General features: G+C 74.4%; 16 protein-coding genes. 15 read left to right on the forward strand and 1 reads right to left on the reverse strand.

Translation table 11 applies throughout. The annotated features are described in order from the left end of the window. Nucleotides 1-6: 6 nt before the first annotated feature. Nucleotides 7-1,269, reverse strand: a complete 1,263-nt coding sequence (locus ACI8AX_RS05165; RefSeq protein WP_456548725.1) for an isochorismate synthase — start codon at nucleotides 1,267-1,269, stop codon at nucleotides 7-9. Between the two features lie 35 nt (nucleotides 1,270-1,304). Between ACI8AX_RS05165 and ACI8AX_RS05170 the strand changes: the two genes are divergently transcribed. From ACI8AX_RS05170 to nuoL, 15 genes are all read left to right on the forward strand, one after another. Next, nucleotides 1,305-2,024, forward strand: coding sequence for a demethylmenaquinone methyltransferase (locus tag ACI8AX_RS05170; protein WP_456548726.1), 720 nt, complete (start codon nucleotides 1,305-1,307; stop codon nucleotides 2,022-2,024). Nucleotides 2,025-2,137: 113 nt separating this feature from the next. Beyond that, nucleotides 2,138-2,806: a phosphoribosyltransferase gene (locus tag ACI8AX_RS05175; protein ID WP_456548727.1), complete on the forward strand. Its 669-nt coding sequence runs from the start codon at nucleotides 2,138-2,140 to the stop codon at nucleotides 2,804-2,806. Nucleotides 2,807-2,917: 111 nt separating this feature from the next. Then, nucleotides 2,918-4,201: a geranylgeranyl reductase family protein gene (locus ACI8AX_RS05180; protein WP_456548728.1), complete on the forward strand. Its 1,284-nt coding sequence runs from the start codon at nucleotides 2,918-2,920 to the stop codon at nucleotides 4,199-4,201. An 87-nt stretch (nucleotides 4,202-4,288) separates the two neighbouring features. Then, nucleotides 4,289-4,651 carry an NADH-quinone oxidoreductase subunit A gene (locus tag ACI8AX_RS05185; RefSeq protein ID WP_456548729.1) on the forward strand — a complete coding sequence of 121 codons (363 nt, stop codon included), beginning with the start codon at nucleotides 4,289-4,291 and terminating at the stop codon, nucleotides 4,649-4,651. Nucleotides 4,652-4,683: 32 nt separating this feature from the next. Continuing rightward, the gene (locus ACI8AX_RS05190) at nucleotides 4,684-5,364 is read left to right on the forward strand and encodes a NuoB/complex I 20 kDa subunit family protein (protein ID WP_456548730.1); all 681 of its coding nucleotides are present in this window, start codon (nucleotides 4,684-4,686) and stop codon (nucleotides 5,362-5,364) included. Further along, on the forward strand, nucleotides 5,361-6,098 hold the full coding sequence (locus tag ACI8AX_RS05195) for an NADH-quinone oxidoreductase subunit C (protein ID WP_456548731.1): 738 nt from the start codon (nucleotides 5,361-5,363) through the stop codon (nucleotides 6,096-6,098). Before ACI8AX_RS05190 ends, ACI8AX_RS05195 begins: the two co-directional genes overlap by 4 nt. 10 nt (nucleotides 6,099-6,108) lie before the next feature. Next, a complete protein-coding gene (locus ACI8AX_RS05200) occupies nucleotides 6,109-7,431 on the forward strand; it encodes an NADH-quinone oxidoreductase subunit D (RefSeq protein ID WP_456548732.1) in 1,323 nt (440 codons plus the stop codon). Beyond that, entirely contained in the window at nucleotides 7,428-8,480 is a 1,053-nt protein-coding gene (gene nuoE / locus ACI8AX_RS05205) for an NADH-quinone oxidoreductase subunit NuoE (protein ID WP_456548733.1), read from the forward strand. Before ACI8AX_RS05200 ends, nuoE begins: the two co-directional genes overlap by 4 nt. Nucleotide 8,481: 1 nt before the next feature. Continuing rightward, nucleotides 8,482-9,810 (forward strand): NADH-quinone oxidoreductase subunit NuoF, encoded by a 1,329-nt coding sequence (nuoF, locus tag ACI8AX_RS05210; protein ID WP_456548734.1) that lies wholly within the window; start codon nucleotides 8,482-8,484, stop codon nucleotides 9,808-9,810. After that, entirely contained in the window at nucleotides 9,807-12,269 is a 2,463-nt protein-coding gene (locus tag ACI8AX_RS05215) for an NADH-quinone oxidoreductase subunit G (RefSeq protein WP_456548735.1), read from the forward strand. Before nuoF ends, ACI8AX_RS05215 begins: the two co-directional genes overlap by 4 nt. Further along, nucleotides 12,266-13,774: an NADH-quinone oxidoreductase subunit NuoH gene (gene nuoH, locus ACI8AX_RS05220; RefSeq protein ID WP_456548736.1), complete on the forward strand. Its 1,509-nt coding sequence runs from the start codon at nucleotides 12,266-12,268 to the stop codon at nucleotides 13,772-13,774. The genes ACI8AX_RS05215 and nuoH overlap by 4 nt, the downstream gene beginning before the upstream one ends. Further along, on the forward strand, nucleotides 13,767-14,411 hold the full coding sequence (gene nuoI / locus ACI8AX_RS05225) for an NADH-quinone oxidoreductase subunit NuoI (protein WP_456548737.1): 645 nt from the start codon (nucleotides 13,767-13,769) through the stop codon (nucleotides 14,409-14,411). The genes nuoH and nuoI overlap by 8 nt, the downstream gene beginning before the upstream one ends. After that, nucleotides 14,408-15,256: an NADH-quinone oxidoreductase subunit J gene (locus tag ACI8AX_RS05230; RefSeq protein ID WP_456548738.1), complete on the forward strand. Its 849-nt coding sequence runs from the start codon at nucleotides 14,408-14,410 to the stop codon at nucleotides 15,254-15,256. The genes nuoI and ACI8AX_RS05230 overlap by 4 nt, the downstream gene beginning before the upstream one ends. Further along, nucleotides 15,253-15,552 carry an NADH-quinone oxidoreductase subunit NuoK gene (nuoK, locus tag ACI8AX_RS05235; protein ID WP_456548739.1) on the forward strand — a complete coding sequence of 100 codons (300 nt, stop codon included), beginning with the start codon at nucleotides 15,253-15,255 and terminating at the stop codon, nucleotides 15,550-15,552. The genes ACI8AX_RS05230 and nuoK overlap by 4 nt, the downstream gene beginning before the upstream one ends. A gap of 19 nt (nucleotides 15,553-15,571) precedes the next feature. Next, on the forward strand, nucleotides 15,572-17,485 hold the full coding sequence (nuoL, locus tag ACI8AX_RS05240; RefSeq protein ID WP_456548740.1) for an NADH-quinone oxidoreductase subunit L: 1,914 nt from the start codon (nucleotides 15,572-15,574) through the stop codon (nucleotides 17,483-17,485). Nucleotides 17,486-17,511: the final 26 nt, after the last annotated feature.

A 17,511-nucleotide genomic window follows, 5' to 3' on the forward strand; every position in this document is an offset into this window, starting at 1 on the left:
CGCGGGTCAGCCCTCCAGCGCCGCCTGGAACGCGGCGAACTTCGACTGCGTCTCGGCCAGCTCGGCGGCCGGGTCCGAGCCGGCGACGATGCCGCAGCCGGCGAACAGCCGGGCGCTCGCCGGGTCGTCGGGCGACAGCTGCGCGCACCGCAGCGCCAGCCCGAACTCGCCGTCCCCGCGGGTGTCGAGCCAACCGACCGGCCCGGCGTACCGGCCGCGGTCCATGCCCTCGAGCTCGCCGATGACGGCCGCCGCGCGGTCCGGCGGGGTGCCGCAGACCGCGGCGGTCGGGTGCACCGCGGCGACCAGGTCGAGCAGCGACGCCCGGCCGGCCCGGCCGGCGCGGCGCTGGGTGCCGGTGACGTCGGTGGCCAGGTGGCGGACGTTGGCCAGCGTGAGGAGCTCGGGCTCGGCCGGCGCGAGCAGCTCGCTGCAGTACGGCTCCAGCGCCCGGACCAGCGACTCCACGGCCAGCGCGTGCTCGGCGCGGTCCTTGGGGGAGGCGAGCAGGGCGGCGGCCAGGCGCTCGTCGTCGGCGCCGGCCCCGCGCGGGGCGGTCCCGGCGAGCACCCGGGAGGACAGCTCCCGGCCGGTGCGGCGCAGCAGCAGCTCGGGCGTCGCGCCGAGCAGGCCGTCGACGGCGAAGGTCCAGCAGCCGGGGAAGCGGGCGGCGAGCCGGTCCAGCAGGCGGCGCGGGTCCAGCGGCACGTCGGCCGTCACGAGCAGGTCGCGGGCCAGCACGACCTTGTCGAGCTCGCCGGCGGCGATGCGGCGGACGGCCGCGGCCACCGCGGCGCACCAGGACGCCGGGTCGAGCGCGCCGTCGGCGTAGCGCAGCCGGCCGGGGGACTGGGCCGGCTCCGGGCGCGCCGGCAGCGGGGCGGGGTCGCCGACAGTGGTCATCCATGCCACGCCGTCGCGGCGCCCGACGACGACCTCCGGGACGACGAACACCGACGTGCCCGCCTCGGGGTCGAAGGCGACGCTGCCGAAGACGACCGGGCCGGACCCGGGGACGGCGACCGGGTCGGCGGCGGCCAGCTCGGCCGACAGGCCGGCCCACCAGGAGGCGGCCTCGGCGAGCGCGCGCGGGCCGGAGACCTCGAGCCGGGCGGCCTCTCCCCAGCCGACCAGGCCCTCGCCGCGGCGGACCCAGGAGAGCGCGCCCTGCGCCGGCAGCAGACGCAGCAGCTCCGGGGCGTCCGGGAGCTCGACGGTCGTGACCGCGGACGCGGCCGCGTCCGGGGAGGTCACCGCCGCCGTCGTCACGGGTCCAATGTAGGCAGCCGGGTAGCGTCGCTGCCGTGGGAGACCGGCGAGACGACGCACACACCGCCGGGCTCCGGGCCGGTCTGGACAAGGCCCCGGCCGAGGTCGCGGCCATGTTCGACCGGGTCGCGCGACGCTACGACGTCACCAACACGGTGCTCTCCGGCGGCCTGGACGCCGGCTGGCGGCGGGCCACCCGGGAGGCCGTGGGAGCCCGGCCGGGCCAGACCGTGCTCGACGTCGCCGCCGGGACGGCGGTCTCCACGGTGGAGCTGGCCGCCGGCGGCGCGACCGCCGTCGCGTGCGACTTCTCGCAGGGCATGCTGCGCGCCGGTGCCGCGCGACAGGTGCCCAAGGTGGCCGGGGACGCGATGGCGCTGCCGCTGGCCGACGCGAGCGTGGACGCCGTCGTCATCTCCTTCGGCCTGCGCAACGTGGCCGACCCCGACGCGGCCCTGCGCGAGTTCCTGCGGGTCACCCGGCCGGGCGGCACGCTGGTCGTCTGCGAGTTCTCCAGCCCCACCTGGGCGCCGTTCCGGACCGTCTACCTCGAGTACCTGATGCGGGCGCTGCCGCGGATCGCCCGGGCGGTGAGCAGCAACCCCGACGCCTACGTGTACCTCGCCGAGTCGATCCGGGCCTGGCCCGACCAGGCGTCGCTGGCCTCCCGCGTGCAGGCCGCGGGCTGGGCCGACGTCGCCTGGCGCGACCTGACCGGCGGGATCGTCGCGCTGCACCGCGCCCGCCGCCCGTAGCCGGCGCCGGGCGGGGGCGCGACGACCCTGGCCGCCGCCGGACCGGCGGCATAGCGTCGGTCCATGACGAGACCAGCGCACCCGGTTCCCGGACCGGCCTGACCCCTCGGCGCATGCGCTTCGCCGACCGCGCCGAGGCCGGCCGCGCCCTCGCCGGCGCCGTGGCCGAGGCGCTCGCCGGACGGATGGCCGCCGAGCCGGTCGTCCTCGGCCTGCCCCGCGGCGGCGTGGTGGTCGCCGCGCCGGTGGCCGCCGCGCTGCACGCGCCGCTGGACGTCCTCGTCGTCCGCAAGCTCGGGGCGCCCGGCCGGCCCGAGCTGGCGATGGGTGCGGTCGCGGCGATCGGGGACGCCGTCGAGACCGTCCGCACGCCCGAGGTCGCTGACGCGCTGGCGGTCGACGCCGCCACGTTCACCGCCGTCCGCGACCGGGAGCTCGCCGAGCTCTCCCGCCGCGCGGCGGCGTACCGCACCGGCCGCCCGGCACCGGCCCTCGGCGGGCGCACGGTCGTCGTGGTGGACGACGGCCTGGCCACCGGCTCGACGATGCGGGCGGCGCTGGCGGCCGTGCGGCGGCGGCACCCCGCTCAGGTCGTGGTCGCCGTGCCGGTGGCCTCCCCTCGGGTGGCCGCGGAGCTCGCGACCGAGGTCGACGCGCTGGTCTGCCTCGCCGCCCCGGCCGGCTTCCGCGCCGTCGGGCAGGCCTACCGCGACTTCTCCCCGACGGCGGACGACGAGGTGGTGGCCGCCCTGGCGGCGCCGCCGCCGCGCCGGCCCGCGTGAACCTGGTCACGGGGGGCTTGTTCCGTGGCTCACACCGCGGCGTAGGCTCGGACCGGACGACTTCGTGAAAATGTTCACAAGCTCACCGGGAACCACCGAGGGGATGTCGACGTGCCCACGCCGCTGACCGAGGCGCCGCGCAGCGAGGAGCTGCGCGCCGACGTCGTGGTGGTCGGCGCGGGGCCGGCCGGCTCGGCCGCGGCCCGGACCCTGGCCACCGCCGGCCTCGACGTCGTCGTCCTGGAGAAGGCGGCGTTCCCGCGCGAGAAGGTCTGCGGCGACGGGCTGACCCCGCGCGGGGTGAAGGCCCTCGACGACCTCGGCGTCGACACGACCGGCTGGGTGCGCCACCGCGGGCTGCGGGTCTTCGGCGGCGGCGAGGTCGTCGAGGTCGACTGGCCGCAGCTGCGCTCGTGGCCCTCCTACGGGCTGATCCGCACCCGCAGCGACCTCGACACGCTGCTGGCCGACCACGCCGCGGCCGCCGGCGCCCGGGTGCACACCGGCGTGCAGGTCACCGACCCGTTCCTCGACGACGCCGGGCGGGTCGCCGGCGTGCACGCCCTCGTCGGCCCGGCGAAGGAGCCGGCGACCTGGCGGGCGCCGCTGGTCGTCTCCGCCGAGGGGCTGTCGGGCCGGCTGGCCAAGTCGCTGGGCCTGGTGCGGCGCGAGGACCGCCCGCTGGGGGTCGCCGTCCGCAGGTACGTGCGCACGCCGAGGGCCGACGACCCCTACCTCGACATCTCCTTCGACCTCTCCGCCGACGGGCCCAGCGCCGACTCCATGCCCGGCTACGGCTGGTCGTTCGGCATGGGGGACGGCACCGCGAACGTCGGCTTCGGCCTGCTCGACACCCGCCGGGGCACCGGCGCCGAGCCGCGCGCCGTGCTGCGCCAGTGGCTGGCCACCCTCCCGCCGGAGTGGCAGCTCGACGAGGAGCACGCCGTCACCCCCCTGCGCGGCGCCGGCCTGCCGATGGCGCTGCACCGCGGCCCGGCCTACACCCGCGGCCTGCTGCTGGCCGGCGACTCGGCCGGCACGGTGAACCCGTTCAACGGCGAGGGCATCAGCTACGCGCTGGAGACCGGGCGGATGGCCGCCGAGGCGGCGGCCGAGGCGCTCCGGCTGCCCGAGGGGCCCGCGCGCGAGGCGGCGCTGCGCCGCCACCCCGCCCGGCTGCGCGCCGAGTACGGGCGCCACCACCGGCTCGGCATGGGCTTCCTGGCGCTGCTGGACCGGCCCGACGTCGTCCGCTTCGCCACCGCGCACGGCCTCAAGCGCCCCGCCCTGGTGAGCCGGGCGCTGCGGCTGATGGGCAACCTGTCCGACGGCGCCCAGGGAGACCGGTTCGACCGGGCGCTGGCCGTCCTGACCCGACTGACCCCGGCGGTGTGAGGTCGACATGACGATCCGATACCGATTCGACACGGCGCGTGCTCGACGCTCGATGTCCGTGACCGTCGTCACCGTAGGGTGCCGCTGATGCTGTCGACCTACGTGCCGATCGTCGGCCTGTTCGCCCTGGCCGCGGCCTTCGCGCTCTTCTCGGTCACCGCGGCCCCGTTCATCGGCCCCCGCCGGTACAACCGGGCCAAGCTGCAGGCCTACGAGTGCGGGATCGAGCCGGTCGACCAGCCGCTCACCGGCGGCCGCTTCCCGATCAAGTACTACCTGACCGCGATGCTCTTCATCGTCTTCGACATCGAGATCGTCTTCCTCTACCCGTGGGCGGTCGCCAACGACGCGCTCGGCGTCTTCGGGCTGGTCGAGATGGTCGTGTTCATCGGCACCGTCTTCCTCGCCTACGCCTACGTGTGGCGGCGGGGCGGACTGGAATGGGACTGATCGTGGGACTTCCGAAGGTGGGGATCTGAGCCATGGGCCTCGAGGAGAAGCTGCCCAGCGGCGTCCTGCTGACGACGGTGGAGAAGCTGGTCAACTGGACGCGGAAGTCGTCGTTCTGGCCGGCCACGTTCGGCCTGGCCTGCTGCGCCATCGAGATGATGGCCACCGGTGCCGGCCGCTACGACCTGGCCCGCTTCGGCATGGAGGTCTTCCGGGCCTCCCCGCGGCAGGCCGACCTGATGATCGTCGCCGGCCGGGTGAGCCAGAAGATGGCGCCGGTCCTGCGCCAGATCTACGACCAGATGCCCGAGCCGCGGTGGGTGCTCGCCATGGGCGTGTGCGCCAGCTCCGGCGGGATGTTCAACAACTACGCGATCGTGCAGGGCGTCGACCACGTCGTCCCGGTGGACATGTACCTGCCCGGCTGCCCGCCGCGGCCGGAGATGCTCATGGACGCGATCCTCAAGCTGCACTACAAGATCCAGCACGAGCCGCTGGGGCCCAAGCGGGAGAAGGCCCTCGCCCGCGCCCGCGAGGACGGCACCGCGAAGGACCTGCTGGTGGAGATGCCCTCCAGCGTCCGCGTCGACAAGGCCGCCCGGCTGGCCTACGAGCAGGCGGCGGCCGAGGGCCGCAGCGGCCAGTTCGCCATCGAGCAGCGCGGCGGCCGGGCCGTGCTCCTGCCCGAGCCCTACGTGCGGAGCCCGCGGTGACCGGCCCCGGCGACCGGTCCGGCACCGACGCCGGGCAGGGGGCGGCCGCGCCGTCCGGCGGCTTCCGCAAGGGCGCGTTCGGCGTCAGCGGCAGCGGCGACACCTCCGGCTTCGGCGGCCTGGTCCGCGTCGAGCCGGGTGGCGCGGTCGCGCTGCACTCGACCGAGCGCCCCTACGGCGGCTACTTCGACGAGGTCACCGACGCGCTGATCGAGGCGGTGGGCGAGGCCACCTACGCCGTCGCGGTCTCGCGGGTGCTCGTCGACCGCGGCGAGATCACCTACTTCGTCCCCCGCGAGCACCTGCTCACGCTGGTCCGGGCGCTGCGGGACGACGAGGCGCTGCGCTTCGAGCTGTGCTCCAGCGTCTCCGGCGTCGACTACCTCGACAGCGGCGGCCCGGCCGTCGCGCCCGGCCGGCCGCGGCTGCACGTCGTCTACCACCTGACCTCGATGACCTACCGCCGCCGCATCCGGCTCGAGGTCGCGGTCACCGCCGAGGACCCGCACGTGCCCTCGGTGACCGGCGTGTACCCGACGGCGGACTGGCACGAGCGCGAGACCTACGACATGTTCGGCGTCGTCTTCGACGGCCACCCGTCGCTCACCCGGATCCTCATGCCCGACGACTGGGACGGCTTCCCCCAGCGCAAGGACTACCCCCTCGGCGGGGTCCCGGTGGAGTACCACGACGCGACCATCCCGCCGCCCGACACCCGCAGGGCCTACCGATGAGGGGCCACCGATGACGAGCACGCAGGACCCCTACGCCGGTTCCCGCGAGACCACCGAGGGCCGCGTCTACACGGTCACCGGCGGCGACTGGGACCAGACGTTCGGCACCGACCTCACCGGCGAGGAGCGGCTCGTCGTCAACATGGGGCCGCAGCACCCCTCGACGCACGGCGTCCTCCGGCTGGTGCTCGACCTCGAGGGCGAGACGGTGACCAAGGCGCGGGTGGTCATCGGCTACCTGCACACCGGCATCGAGAAGAACACCGAGTACCGCAACTGGACCCAGGGCACGACCTTCGTGACGCGGATGGACTACCTGGCCCCGCTGTACAACGAGGCCGGCTACTGCATGGCCGTGGAGAAGCTGCTCGGCGTCGAGGTGCCGCGGCGGGCGCAGACGATCCGCGTGCTGGTCATGGAGATCAACCGGATCGCCTCCCACCTGGTGGGCCTGGCCACCGGCGGCATGGAGCTCGGCGCGCTCACCGCGATGACCAACGGGTTCCGCGAGCGCGAGCTGTGCCTCGACCTGCTCGAGGAGATCACCGGGCTGCGGATGAACCACGCCTACATCCGTCCCGGCGGGCTTGCCCAGGACCTCCCGCCTGGCGCGGTGGAGTCGATCCGCGAGTGGCTGGCGGTCATGCCCGGCCGCCTCGCCGAGTACCACCGGCTGCTCACCGGCCAGCCGATCTGGCAGCGCCGGCTCAAGGACGTCGGCTACCTCGACGTCACCGGCTGCGTCGCGCTCGGCGTCACCGGCCCCTGCCTGCGGGCCGCCGGCCTGCCCTGGGACCTGCGCAAGGTCGAGCCGTACCTGGGCTACGAGACCTACGACTTCGAGGTGCCGACCGCCGACACCTCCGACGCCTGGGGCCGCTACCTGGTCCGGATGGCCGAGATGCAGGAGTCGCTCAAGATCGTCGCCCAGGCGCTGGACCGGCTCGAGCCCGGCCCGGTCATGGTCGAGGACAAGAAGATCGCCTGGCCGGCCCAGCTCTCGCTCGGCGCCGACGGGATGGGCAACTCGCTGGAGCACGTGCAGCACATCATGGCCGGCTCGATGGAGTCCCTGATCCACCACTTCAAGCTGGTCACCGAGGGCTTCCGGGTGCCCGCCGGCCAGGTGTACGTGCCCGTCGAGTCGCCCCGCGGGGAGCTCGGCTACCACGTGGTCAGCGACGGCAGCACCCGGCCGTGGCGCGTCCACGTGCGCGACCCCAGCTTCGTGAACCTGCAGGCCACGGCCGCGATGAGCGAGGGCAGCATGATCGCCGACGTCATCGCGGCAATCGCGTCGATCGATCCGGTGATGGGAGGTGTGGACCGGTGAGCGCGTTGCCCGGTTCGCCGGAGGGTGCCGCCACGACCGGCCTGGTCGACACGCCCGTCGACTCTGCGGCGCAGACGCTGGCGGAGCTCCCGCCGCTGACGGAGCAGACCCGGCTCGAGGCGCGCGAGATCATCGCCCGCTACCCGCAGCCGCGCTCGGCGCTGCTGCCGATGCTGCACCTGGTGCAGTCGGTCCAGGGCTACGTCTCCCCCGAGGGCGTGGCGCTGTGCGCCGAGGAGCTGGGCCTGACCAAGGCCGAGGTCGGCGCGGTCGCGACCTTCTACACGATGTACAAGCGCCGCCCCACCGGCCGGCACCTGGTCAGCGTGTGCACCAACACCCTGTGCAACGTCCTCGGCGGGCAGCGCATCTACGAGGCGCTCAGCGCCGACCTCGGCGTCCACCACGACGAGACCGCCGCCGACGGCTCGGTCACCCTCGAGCACGCCGAGTGCCTGGCCGCCTGCGACTACGCGCCCGTGGTCACCGTCGACTACGAGTTCTACGACCAGCAGGACGTCGACAGCGCCCGCGAGCTGGTGGCGGCGCTGCGCCGGGGTGAGAAGCCGCACCCCACCCGTGGCGCGCCGCTCACCGACTTCCGCGGCGTCTCCCGCCAGCTGGCCGGCTTCTCCCAGTGGGCCGACGGCGAGGCCGCCGACGCCGCCGTCGACGCCCCCTGGCAGGCCGGCCCGACCCTGATCGGCGTCCACCTGGCCGCCGAGCGCGGCGAGGCGGCCCCGCCCATGCCCGCGGGGACGCCGTCCGAGCCGGCCGACGCCGGCGAGCCGCGCGAGACGGTGCGGCCCTCGGGCCGGACCGGCGAGACCCCGGAGAAGGAGGCCGGTGACGCCCGCGTCGCCGCCGCCGACACCCCGGCCGAGCGCGCCGGCGCGGCGCAGGCCCACCCCGACCGCGGCGCCGAGTACGGGCAGCCGCGCGGGCGCCAGCGCGCCGGCACCGACACCCCTGCAGGAAGCGAGCCGGGCACCAGTGGTCAGGGTCCCGCCGCCCACCCCCGGTCCACCCCGGGCCCCGGAAAGGCCTGACATGCCCCTCACCCCCGTCCTCACCTCGCGCTGGGGCGCCGACCAGCCCTGGCGGCTGTCCACGTACGAGTCGCTCGAGGGCTACTCCGCCCTGCGCACCGCGCTGGGCATGGCGCCCGACGAGCTGGTCACCCTGGTGAAGGACTCCGGCCTGCGCGGCCGCGGCGGCGCCGGCTTCCCGACCGGCATGAAGTGGAGCTTCATCCCGCAGCCCAAGCCGGGGGAGACCCCGACCGGCCCGGCGGCCAAGCCCAAGTACCTCGTGGTCAACGCCGACGAGGGCGAGCCGGGCACCTGCAAGGACCTGCCGCTGATGATGACCGACCCGCACTCCCTGGTGGAGGGCGTGATCATCTCCGCCTACGCCATCCGGTGCCACTTCGCGGTCATCTACGTGCGCGGCGAGGCGGTGCACGCCCACCGCCGGCTGGTCAGCGCCGCGCAGGAGGCCTACGCCGCCGGCTACCTCGGCACGAACATCCTCGGCTCGGGCTACGACCTGGAGCTCGTCGTGCACGCCGGTGCCGGCGCCTACATCTGCGGCGAGGAGACGGCGCTGCTCGACTCGCTCGAGGGCTACCGCGGGCAGCCGCGGCTCAAGCCGCCGTTCCCCGCGGTCGCCGGTCTCTACGGCGCCCCGACGGTGATCAACAACGTGGAGACGCTGGCCAGCGTGCCGTTCGTCGTCCGCGGCGGCGCCGGGTGGTTCAAGGAGTTCGGGCCGGAGAAGTCGCCCGGCCCGAAGATCTACTCGCTGTCGGGCCGCGTCGTCCGTCCCGGCCAGTACGAGGCCCCGATGGGGACGACGATGCGCGAGCTGCTCGAGATGGCCGGCGGCATCCGGCCCGGGCACGAGCTCAAGTTCTGGACGCCGGGCGGCTCGTCGACGCCGTACTTCACCGCCGAGCACCTCGACGTCCCGCTCGACTTCGACTCGGTGGCCGCTGCGGGCTCCATGCTCGGCACCACCGCGCTCATGGTGTTCGACGAGACCGACTCGATCGTCGAGGCGACCCTGCGCTTCACCGAGTTCTACGCGCACGAGAGCTGCGGCAAGTGCACCCCGTGCCGCGAGGGCACCTACTGGCTGGTCCAGATCCTCGAGCGGCTGGTCGAGGGCCGGGGCACCGCGGCCGACCTCGACCTGCTGACCGACACCTGCGACAACATCCTGGGGCGGTCGTTCTGCGCCCTCGGCGACGGTGCCACCAGCTGCATCGCCAGCTCGCTCAAGTACTTCCGGGACGACTACGTCGCGCTGCTGCCCCCCGAGGAGCAGGCCCGGCTCGGCCGATCCCTCCGCCTCGAGCCCGTGGGGGCAGCCTCGTGACACTCGTCAGCCCCGAGCCGGCGGCGGCCGTCCCGCCCGGTGCCCCCGGCCCGCACACCCCGCCGGACGCCGTCCGCTGCACCATCGACGGGTTCGACGTCGCGGTGCCCAAGGGCACGCTGATCATCCGCGCGGCCGAGATGATCGGCGTGCAGATCCCGCGGTTCTGCGACCACCCGCTGCTCGAGCCGGTCGGCGCCTGCCGCCAGTGCCTGGTCGAGGTCGAGGGCCAGCGCAAGCCGGTGGCCTCCTGCACCATGCCGGTCACCGAGGGCATGGTCGTGCAGACGCAGCTGACCAGCCCGGTCGCCGACAAGGCGCAGCAGGGCACGATGGAGCTGCTGCTCATCAACCACCCGCTGGACTGCCCGGTCTGCGACAAGGGCGGCGAGTGCCCGCTGCAGAACCAGGCGATGAGCAACGGCCGCGCCGAGAGCCGCTTCGTCGACGTCAAGCGCACCTACCCCAAGCCGCTGCCGATCAGCAGCGAGGTGCTGCTCGACCGCGAGCGCTGCGTGCTGTGCGCGCGGTGCACGCGCTTCTCCCAGCAGGTCGCCGGTGACCCGTTCATCGAGCTGTTCGAGCGCGGCGCGCTGGAGCAGGTGGCGATCTACGAGGACGAGCCGTTCGAGTCCTACTTCTCCGGCAACACGACCCAGATCTGCCCGGTCGGTGCGCTCACCAGCGCCCAGTACCGGTTCCGCTCCCGCCCGTTCGACCTGCGCAGCGAGGACAGCGTCTGCGAGCACTGCGCCTCGGGCTGCGCGCAGCGCACCGACTACCGCCGCGGCAGGGTGCTCCGCCGGCTCGCCGGCGAGGACCCGCAGGTCAACGAGGAGTGGAACTGCGACAAGGGCCGCTGGGCCTTCCGCTACACCACCGCCAACGAGCGGCTGACCACCCCGCTGGTCCGCCGCGACGGCGTCCTGCAGCCGGCCTCGTGGCCCGAGGCCTGGGCGGCGGCCGCGGCCGGGCTGGCGGCGGCCCGGGCCGCCGGCGGGGTCGGCGTGCTGCCCGGCGGCCGGCTGACCGTCGAGGACGCCTACGCCTACGCCAAGTTCGCCCGCGTGGTGCTGGGCACCAACGACGTCGACGCCCGCGCCCGCGCGCACTCCGCGGAGGAGGAGGCCTTCCTCGCCGCCCGTGTCGCCGGCCGCTTCCCCGGCGTCGGCGCGGTCACCTACGACGACCTCGGCGCGGCCCCGGCCGTGCTCCTGGCCGGGTTCGAGCCGGAGGAGGAGTCGCCGATCGTCTTCCTGCGGCTGCGCCGCGCGGTGCGCACCCGCGGGCTCCCGGTGTTCGACCTCGCGCCGTTCGCCACCCGCGCCGCGGTCAAGCTGCAGGCCACCGTCCTCGGCACGCTGCCGGGCACCGAGGCCCGCTCGCTGGCCGCGCTCGCGGCCGGCACCTGGGGCGGCCCGGCGGTCGACGCCCTGAAGCAGCCGGGCGCGGTCGTGCTCGCCGGCGAGCGGCTGGCCGAGGTGCCCGGCGCGTTCAGCGCCCTGGCCGAGCTGTCCCGGGTCACCGGCGCGCGCGTGGCCTGGGTGCCGCGGCGGGCCGGCGAGCGCGGCGCGGTCGAGGCCGGGGCCCTGCCCGGGCTGCTGCCCGGCGGCCGGGTGGTGACCGAGGCCGCGCACCGCGCGGAGGTCGCCGCCCTGTGGGGTCTCGAGGAGCTCCCCGCCGCCCCCGGCCGCGACACCACGGCGATCCTCACCGCCGCGCGCGACGGCGTCCTGGGCGGGCTGCTCGTCGGCGGGGTCGACCCGGCCGACCTGCCCGACCCGCGGCTGGCCGAGGCGGCGCTGGCGGCGGCCGGCTTCGTCGTCAGCCTGGAGATGCTGCCCAGTGCGGTCACCGAGCACGCCGACGTCGTCCTCCCGGTCGCCGCGGCGCCGGAGAAGGCCGGCAGCTACCTCGACTGGGAGGGCCGCGTGCGGTCCTTCGACGCCACGCTGCACGGCACCGGCCAGCTGACCGACGGCCGGGCGCTGCACGGGCTGGCCGAGGAGATGGGCGTCGACCTGCGGCTGCCGGTCGTCGAGGCCGCGCAGGCCGAGCTGGGCACGCTGGGGCTGCCGGCCACCGTGGCGCCCGTGACCGGCCTCGACGTGCCGCCGGCGGCCGACGCCACCCCGCGGGACGACGAGGCGGTGCTCGCCTCCTGGCGGCAGCTGCTCGACGTCGGCACGCTCCAGCGCGACGAGCCCGAGCTCGCCGGCACCGCCCGCCCGCCGGTGGCCCGGCTCGGCCGGGAGGCAGCGGCGCGCCTGGGTGTCACCGACGGCGACCGGCTCACCGTGACCGGCGCGGCCGGCTCGATCACGCTCCCGGTGCTGGTCACCGAGATGCCCGACCGCGTGGTCTGGTTGCCGATGCGCTCACCCGGCAGCGAGGTGCGCAGCCGGCTCGGCACGCAGCCCGGCGGCGTCGTCCGCCTGTCCGTCGGAGGTGCCGCGTGACCGTCCTGGCCAGCCCCGAGCAGCCGACGCTCGAGGACTTCGGCAACGACGTCTGGTGGATCGTCCTCATCAAGATCGTCGGCGTCTTCGTCGTCCTCGTGCTGATGACGCTGTTCGCCATCGTCTTCGAGCGCAAGGTCGTCTCGCGGATGCAGCAGCGGATCGGCCCCAACCGGGTCGGCCCGCGCGGCTACCTGCAGAGCCTGGCCGACGGGCTGAAGCTGGCGTTCAAGGAAGACATCATGCCGGCGCTGGCCGACAAGCCGGTGTACTTCCTGGCCCCGGTGATCTCCGCGGTGCCGGCGTTCCTGGCCTTCTCGGTCATCCCGATGGGTCCGACGGTGAGCATCTTCGGCGAGCGGACGCCGCTGCAGCTGACCGACGCCCCGATCGGCGTCCTCATCGTCCTGGCCTGCTCGGCGATGGGCGTCTACGGCATCGTGCTGGCCGGCTGGGCTTCCGGCTCGACCTACCCGCTGCTCGGCGGCCTGCGCAGCGCCGCCCAGATGGTCAGCTACGAGATCGCGATGGGCCTGTCGATCGTCGCGGTCTTCCTCTACGCCGGCACGATGTCGACCTCGGAGATCGTGGCCGCGCAGGCCGACGGCAACCAGGTCTCGTTCTTCGGCCTGGAGTTCACCGGCCCCAGCTGGTTCGCGATCCTGCTGCCGGTCAGCTTCGTCATCTACGCCATCGCGGTGGTGGGAGAGACCAACCGGGCGCCGTTCGACCTGCCCGAGGCCGAGAGCGAGCTCGTCGGCGGCTTCCACACCGAGTACTCGTCGCTGAAGTTCGCCCTGTTCTTCCTCGCCGAGTACATCAACATGGTCACCGTCTCGGCCCTGGCCGCCACGCTCTTCCTCGGCGGCTGGCGCGCCCCCTGGCCGCTGTCGATCTGGGACGGCGCCAACTCCGGCTGGTGGCCGATGCTCTGGTTCTTCCTCAAGGTCGTGCTGGCGCTGTTCGTCTTCATCTGGCTGCGCGGCACGCTGCCCCGGCTCCGCTACGACCAGTTCATGCGCTTCGGCTGGAAGGTGCTGGTCCCCACCGCGCTGGTGTGGATCCTCGCCGTGGCCACCATGCGCACGGTCTCCCGCGAGGCCGACCTCTCCACCGGGCAGGTGGCGCTGTTCGTCGGCGTGCCCATCGCGCTGCTGGTGCTCGGCGGGCTGTGGCTGTTCGGCCGGGCGGGCAACCGCGACACCCGGATCATGGCGGAGGCGGCCACCGCCGGCGCCGTGCACGCGACCGAGCCGGAGCCGGAGGTGCTGCCGCCGGTGGGCGGGCCGCGCCGCCGGCCGGCCCAGCGCAGCGGCCCGAGCCGCGCCGAGGGCGGCTTCCCCGTCCCGCCGATGGACCTGCAGGTGCCGCCGTCGCCGCGGCTGCGGCGCGCCGAGCCCGTGGGCGCCGCGCCCCGGGGCGAGAGCGGCGTGGTCGCCACCGGCCGCCGCGGCAGCACCCGCACCGACGCCTCGACCAACGGCATGGAGGACGGCAGTGTCTGATCCGCGGCCCGACCAGGGCCCGACCACCGGCGGCGAGCAGAAGGGTCTCGCCCAGGCGGTCCGGGGCGGCGAGGTCGAGCGGGCGGGACGGCGGCCCGACGCCGCGCCCGCCAAGCGCAAGAGCCTGCTGCCCGCGCCGGGCCAGGGGTTCGGCGTCACCTTCGCGCAGATGTTCCGCAAGGTGACCACCGAGGAGTACCCCGAGGTCCCCAAGGTCACCAAGCCGCGCTACCACGGGCGGCACGTGCTCAACCGGCACCCCGACGGCCTCGAGAAGTGCGTCGGCTGCGAGCTGTGCGCCTGGGCCTGCCCGGCCGACGCCATCTACGTCGAGGGCGGTGACAACACCGAGGACGCCCGCTACTCGCCCGGGGAGCGCTACGGCCGCGTCTACCAGATCAACTACCTGCGCTGCATCTTCTGCGGGCTGTGCATCGAGGCGTGCCCGACCCGGTCGCTGACGATGAGCAACGACTTCGAGCTGGCCGACGACAACCGGCAGGACCTGATCTACACCAAGGAACAGCTCATGGCCCCGCTGCTGCCCGGCATGGAGGCCCCGCCGCACGCCATGCGGCTCGGGGACGACGAGAAGGACTACTACCTGGCCGCCACCCAGCGCGGGGAGAACCCGTGACCGCGCTGGCCGCGGCCGCCGACACCAGCGTCTCGCTGGGCACCGGCGAGGCCGTCGTCTTCTGGGTCCTGGGACCGGTCGCGCTGGCCGGGGCGCTGGGGATGGTCTTCTCGCGCAACGCCGTCCACTCGGCGCTGTGGCTGGTCACCACCATGCTCTCGCTGGGCGTCTTCTACGTCGTCCAGCAGGCGCCCTTCCTCGGCGCGGTGCAGATCATCGTCTACACCGGCGCGATCATGATCCTCTTCCTGTTCGTGCTCATGCTGGTCGGCCGGGACTCCTCCGACTCGGTCGTGGAGACCCTGCGGGGTCAGCGGCTGGCCGCCATCGCGCTCGGCGTCGGCTTCGCCGGGCTCGTCGGCGCCGGCATCGCCCGCGCCACCCAGGACCTGCCCGCCGGCGGTCTGAGCGACGGCAACGGCGGCGACAACAACATCCAGGAGATCGCCGAGGTCCTGTTCACCCGGTACCTGCTGGCCTTCGAGGTCACCAGCGCGCTGCTGATCACCGCGGCCGTCGGCGCCATGGTGCTCGCGCACATCGAGCGCGAGCCCGGCGGCCGGCAGACGCAGAAGGAGATGTCGCGGGCCCGGTTCCTCACCACCGACCGGCCGCAGACGCTGCCCGGCCCCGGCGTCTACGCCCGGGCCAACTCGGTCGCCGCCCCGGCGCTGCTGCCCGACGGGCGGGTGGCCGAGGACAGCTTCGCCACCGGCATCGAGCCCCAGGAGGTCGACCAGATGCCGCGCCCCACCGGCCGGGAGCAGCTCGGCTCGCCCGACGCCGCCCGCGGTGTCCTGGACGGGACGCCGAGCGACGTGCCCGGGGGGCGGGGCGACCGATGACGCTGGCCCACTACCTGGTCCTCGCCGCCATCCTCTTCACGATCGGCGCGGTCGGCGTCCTCGTGCGGCGCAACGCGATCGTCGTGTTCATGTGCGTCGAGCTGATGCTCAACTCGGTGAACCTGACCCTGGTCACCTTCGCCCGTGCGACCGACACGATCGACGGCCAGATCATGGCGTTCTTCGTCATGGTCGTCGCCGCCGCCGAGGTCGTGGTCGGCCTGGCGATCATCATGTCGATCTACCGGACCCGCCGCTCGGCGTCCGTCGACGACGCCAACCTGCTGAAGTACTGACGAGACGGGACCCGCGTCGATGGACACCGTGCCCGCTGACGGGCTGATCTCCGCCTCCTGGCTGCTCATCGCGCTGCCCCTCGCCGGGGCCGCGGTGCTGCTGCTGGGCGGCCGGCGCACCGACCGCTGGGGCCACCTGCTGGGCACCGGGACGGTGGCCGCGGCGTTCGTGATCGCGCTGGCCTGCGCGTTCCAGCTCGACGAGCGCCAGGTCGCCGTCGACCTGTTCACCTTCGTCGACACCGGCTCGCTCGACGTCTCCGCCGGGTTGCTCGTGGACCCGCTGTCGGTCATGTTCGCCCTGCTGATCACCGGCGTGGGCGCGCTCATCCACGTCTACTCGATCGGCTACATGGCGCACGACCCGCGCCGCCGGCGGTTCTTCGCCTACCTCAACCTGTTCGTCGCGGCGATGCTGCTGCTCGTGCTCGGCGACAACTACGTCGCCCTGTACGTCGGCTGGGAGGGCGTGGGCCTGGCCTCCTACCTGCTCATCGCCTTCTGGCACGAGCGCCCGGCTGCGGCCACCGCCGCGAAGAAGGCCTTCATCATGAACCGGGTCGGCGACGTCGGCCTGGCCCTGGCGATCTTCATCATGTTCACCCAGCTGGGCACCGTCTCCTACGAGGGCGTCTTCGGCTCGGTGGGCCTGCTGGCCGGCGGCACGGTGACGGCGATCGGCCTCCTGCTGCTGCTCGGGGCCTGCGGCAAGTCCGGTCAGTTCCCGCTGCAGGCGTGGCTGCCCGACGCCATGGAGGGCCCGACGCCGGTCTCGGCGCTGATCCACGCGGCCACCATGGTCACCGCCGGCGTCTACCTCATCGCCCGGTCCGCGCCGGTCTTCGACCTGACCGAGACCGCGCGCACCGTCGTCCTCGTCGTCGGCGCCGTGACGCTGATGATCGGTGCGATCGCCGGCTGCGCCTACGACGACATCAAGAAGGTGCTGGCCTACTCGACGGTCAGCCAGATCGGCTACATGTTCCTGGCCGTCGGGCTGGGCCCCGCCGGCTACGTCGCCGCGCTGGCCCACCTGCTGACCCACGGCTTCTTCAAGGCCGGGCTTTTCCTCGGCGCCGGGTCGGTCATGCACGCCATGGACGACCAGGTCGACATGCGCCGCTTCGGCGGGCTGGCCCGGAAGCTCCCGGTCACCTTCGTGACCTTCGGGCTCGGCTACCTGGCGCTGATCGGCTTCCCGTTCCTGTCCGGCTACTGGACCAAGGACGCGATCATCGAGGCCGCGCTCGACCACGGCGGCGTCTCCGGCTGGGTGCTGGGCGGGGTCGCCGTCCTCGGCGCCGGGCTGACGGCGTTCTACATGACCCGCCTGATGTTCATGACCTTCCTCGGCCAGCCGCGCTGGGCGCCCTCGGCGCCGGGGCGGCCGACGCCGCACCCGCACGAGTCGCCGTCGGTGATGACCGTGCCGATGATCGTGCTCGCCGTCGGCTCGGTCGCGGCCGGCTTCCTGCTGGTGCAGGTCTTCCCGCTCGAGGAGTGGCTGACGCCGGTGTTCGGGGAGCCGGAGGAGGCCGAGCACGTCGTCGCGCCGGCCGTCGTGGGCGTCGTCGTCACCGCGGTCATGCTGCTCGGCGTCCTCGCGGCCTGGCTGTTCGTCGGCCGCCGCGAGGTGCCGGTGGTGGCCCCCGCGCGGGTCTCGCCGGTCACCCGGGCCGCGCGCAAGGCGCTGTACGCCGACGCCATCAACGAGTCGCTGTTCATGCGCCCCGGCCAGTGGCTGACCCGGGCGCTGGTGTGGGTGGACAACCGCGGGGTGGACGGCGCGGTCAACGGCCTCGCCGCCGGCCTCGGCGGCTCCTCGGCGCGGCTGGGCCGGGCGCAGACCGGCTTCGTGCGCACCTACGCGCTGGGGATGCTCGGCGGCGCGGTGCTGGTCGCGGGCGCGCTGCTCGCGGTGACGGCGGGCTGAGCGGGATGACGACGCACGGAGAGGCG

The sequence above is a fragment of the Blastococcus sp. SYSU D00813 genome (assembly GCF_054050735.1).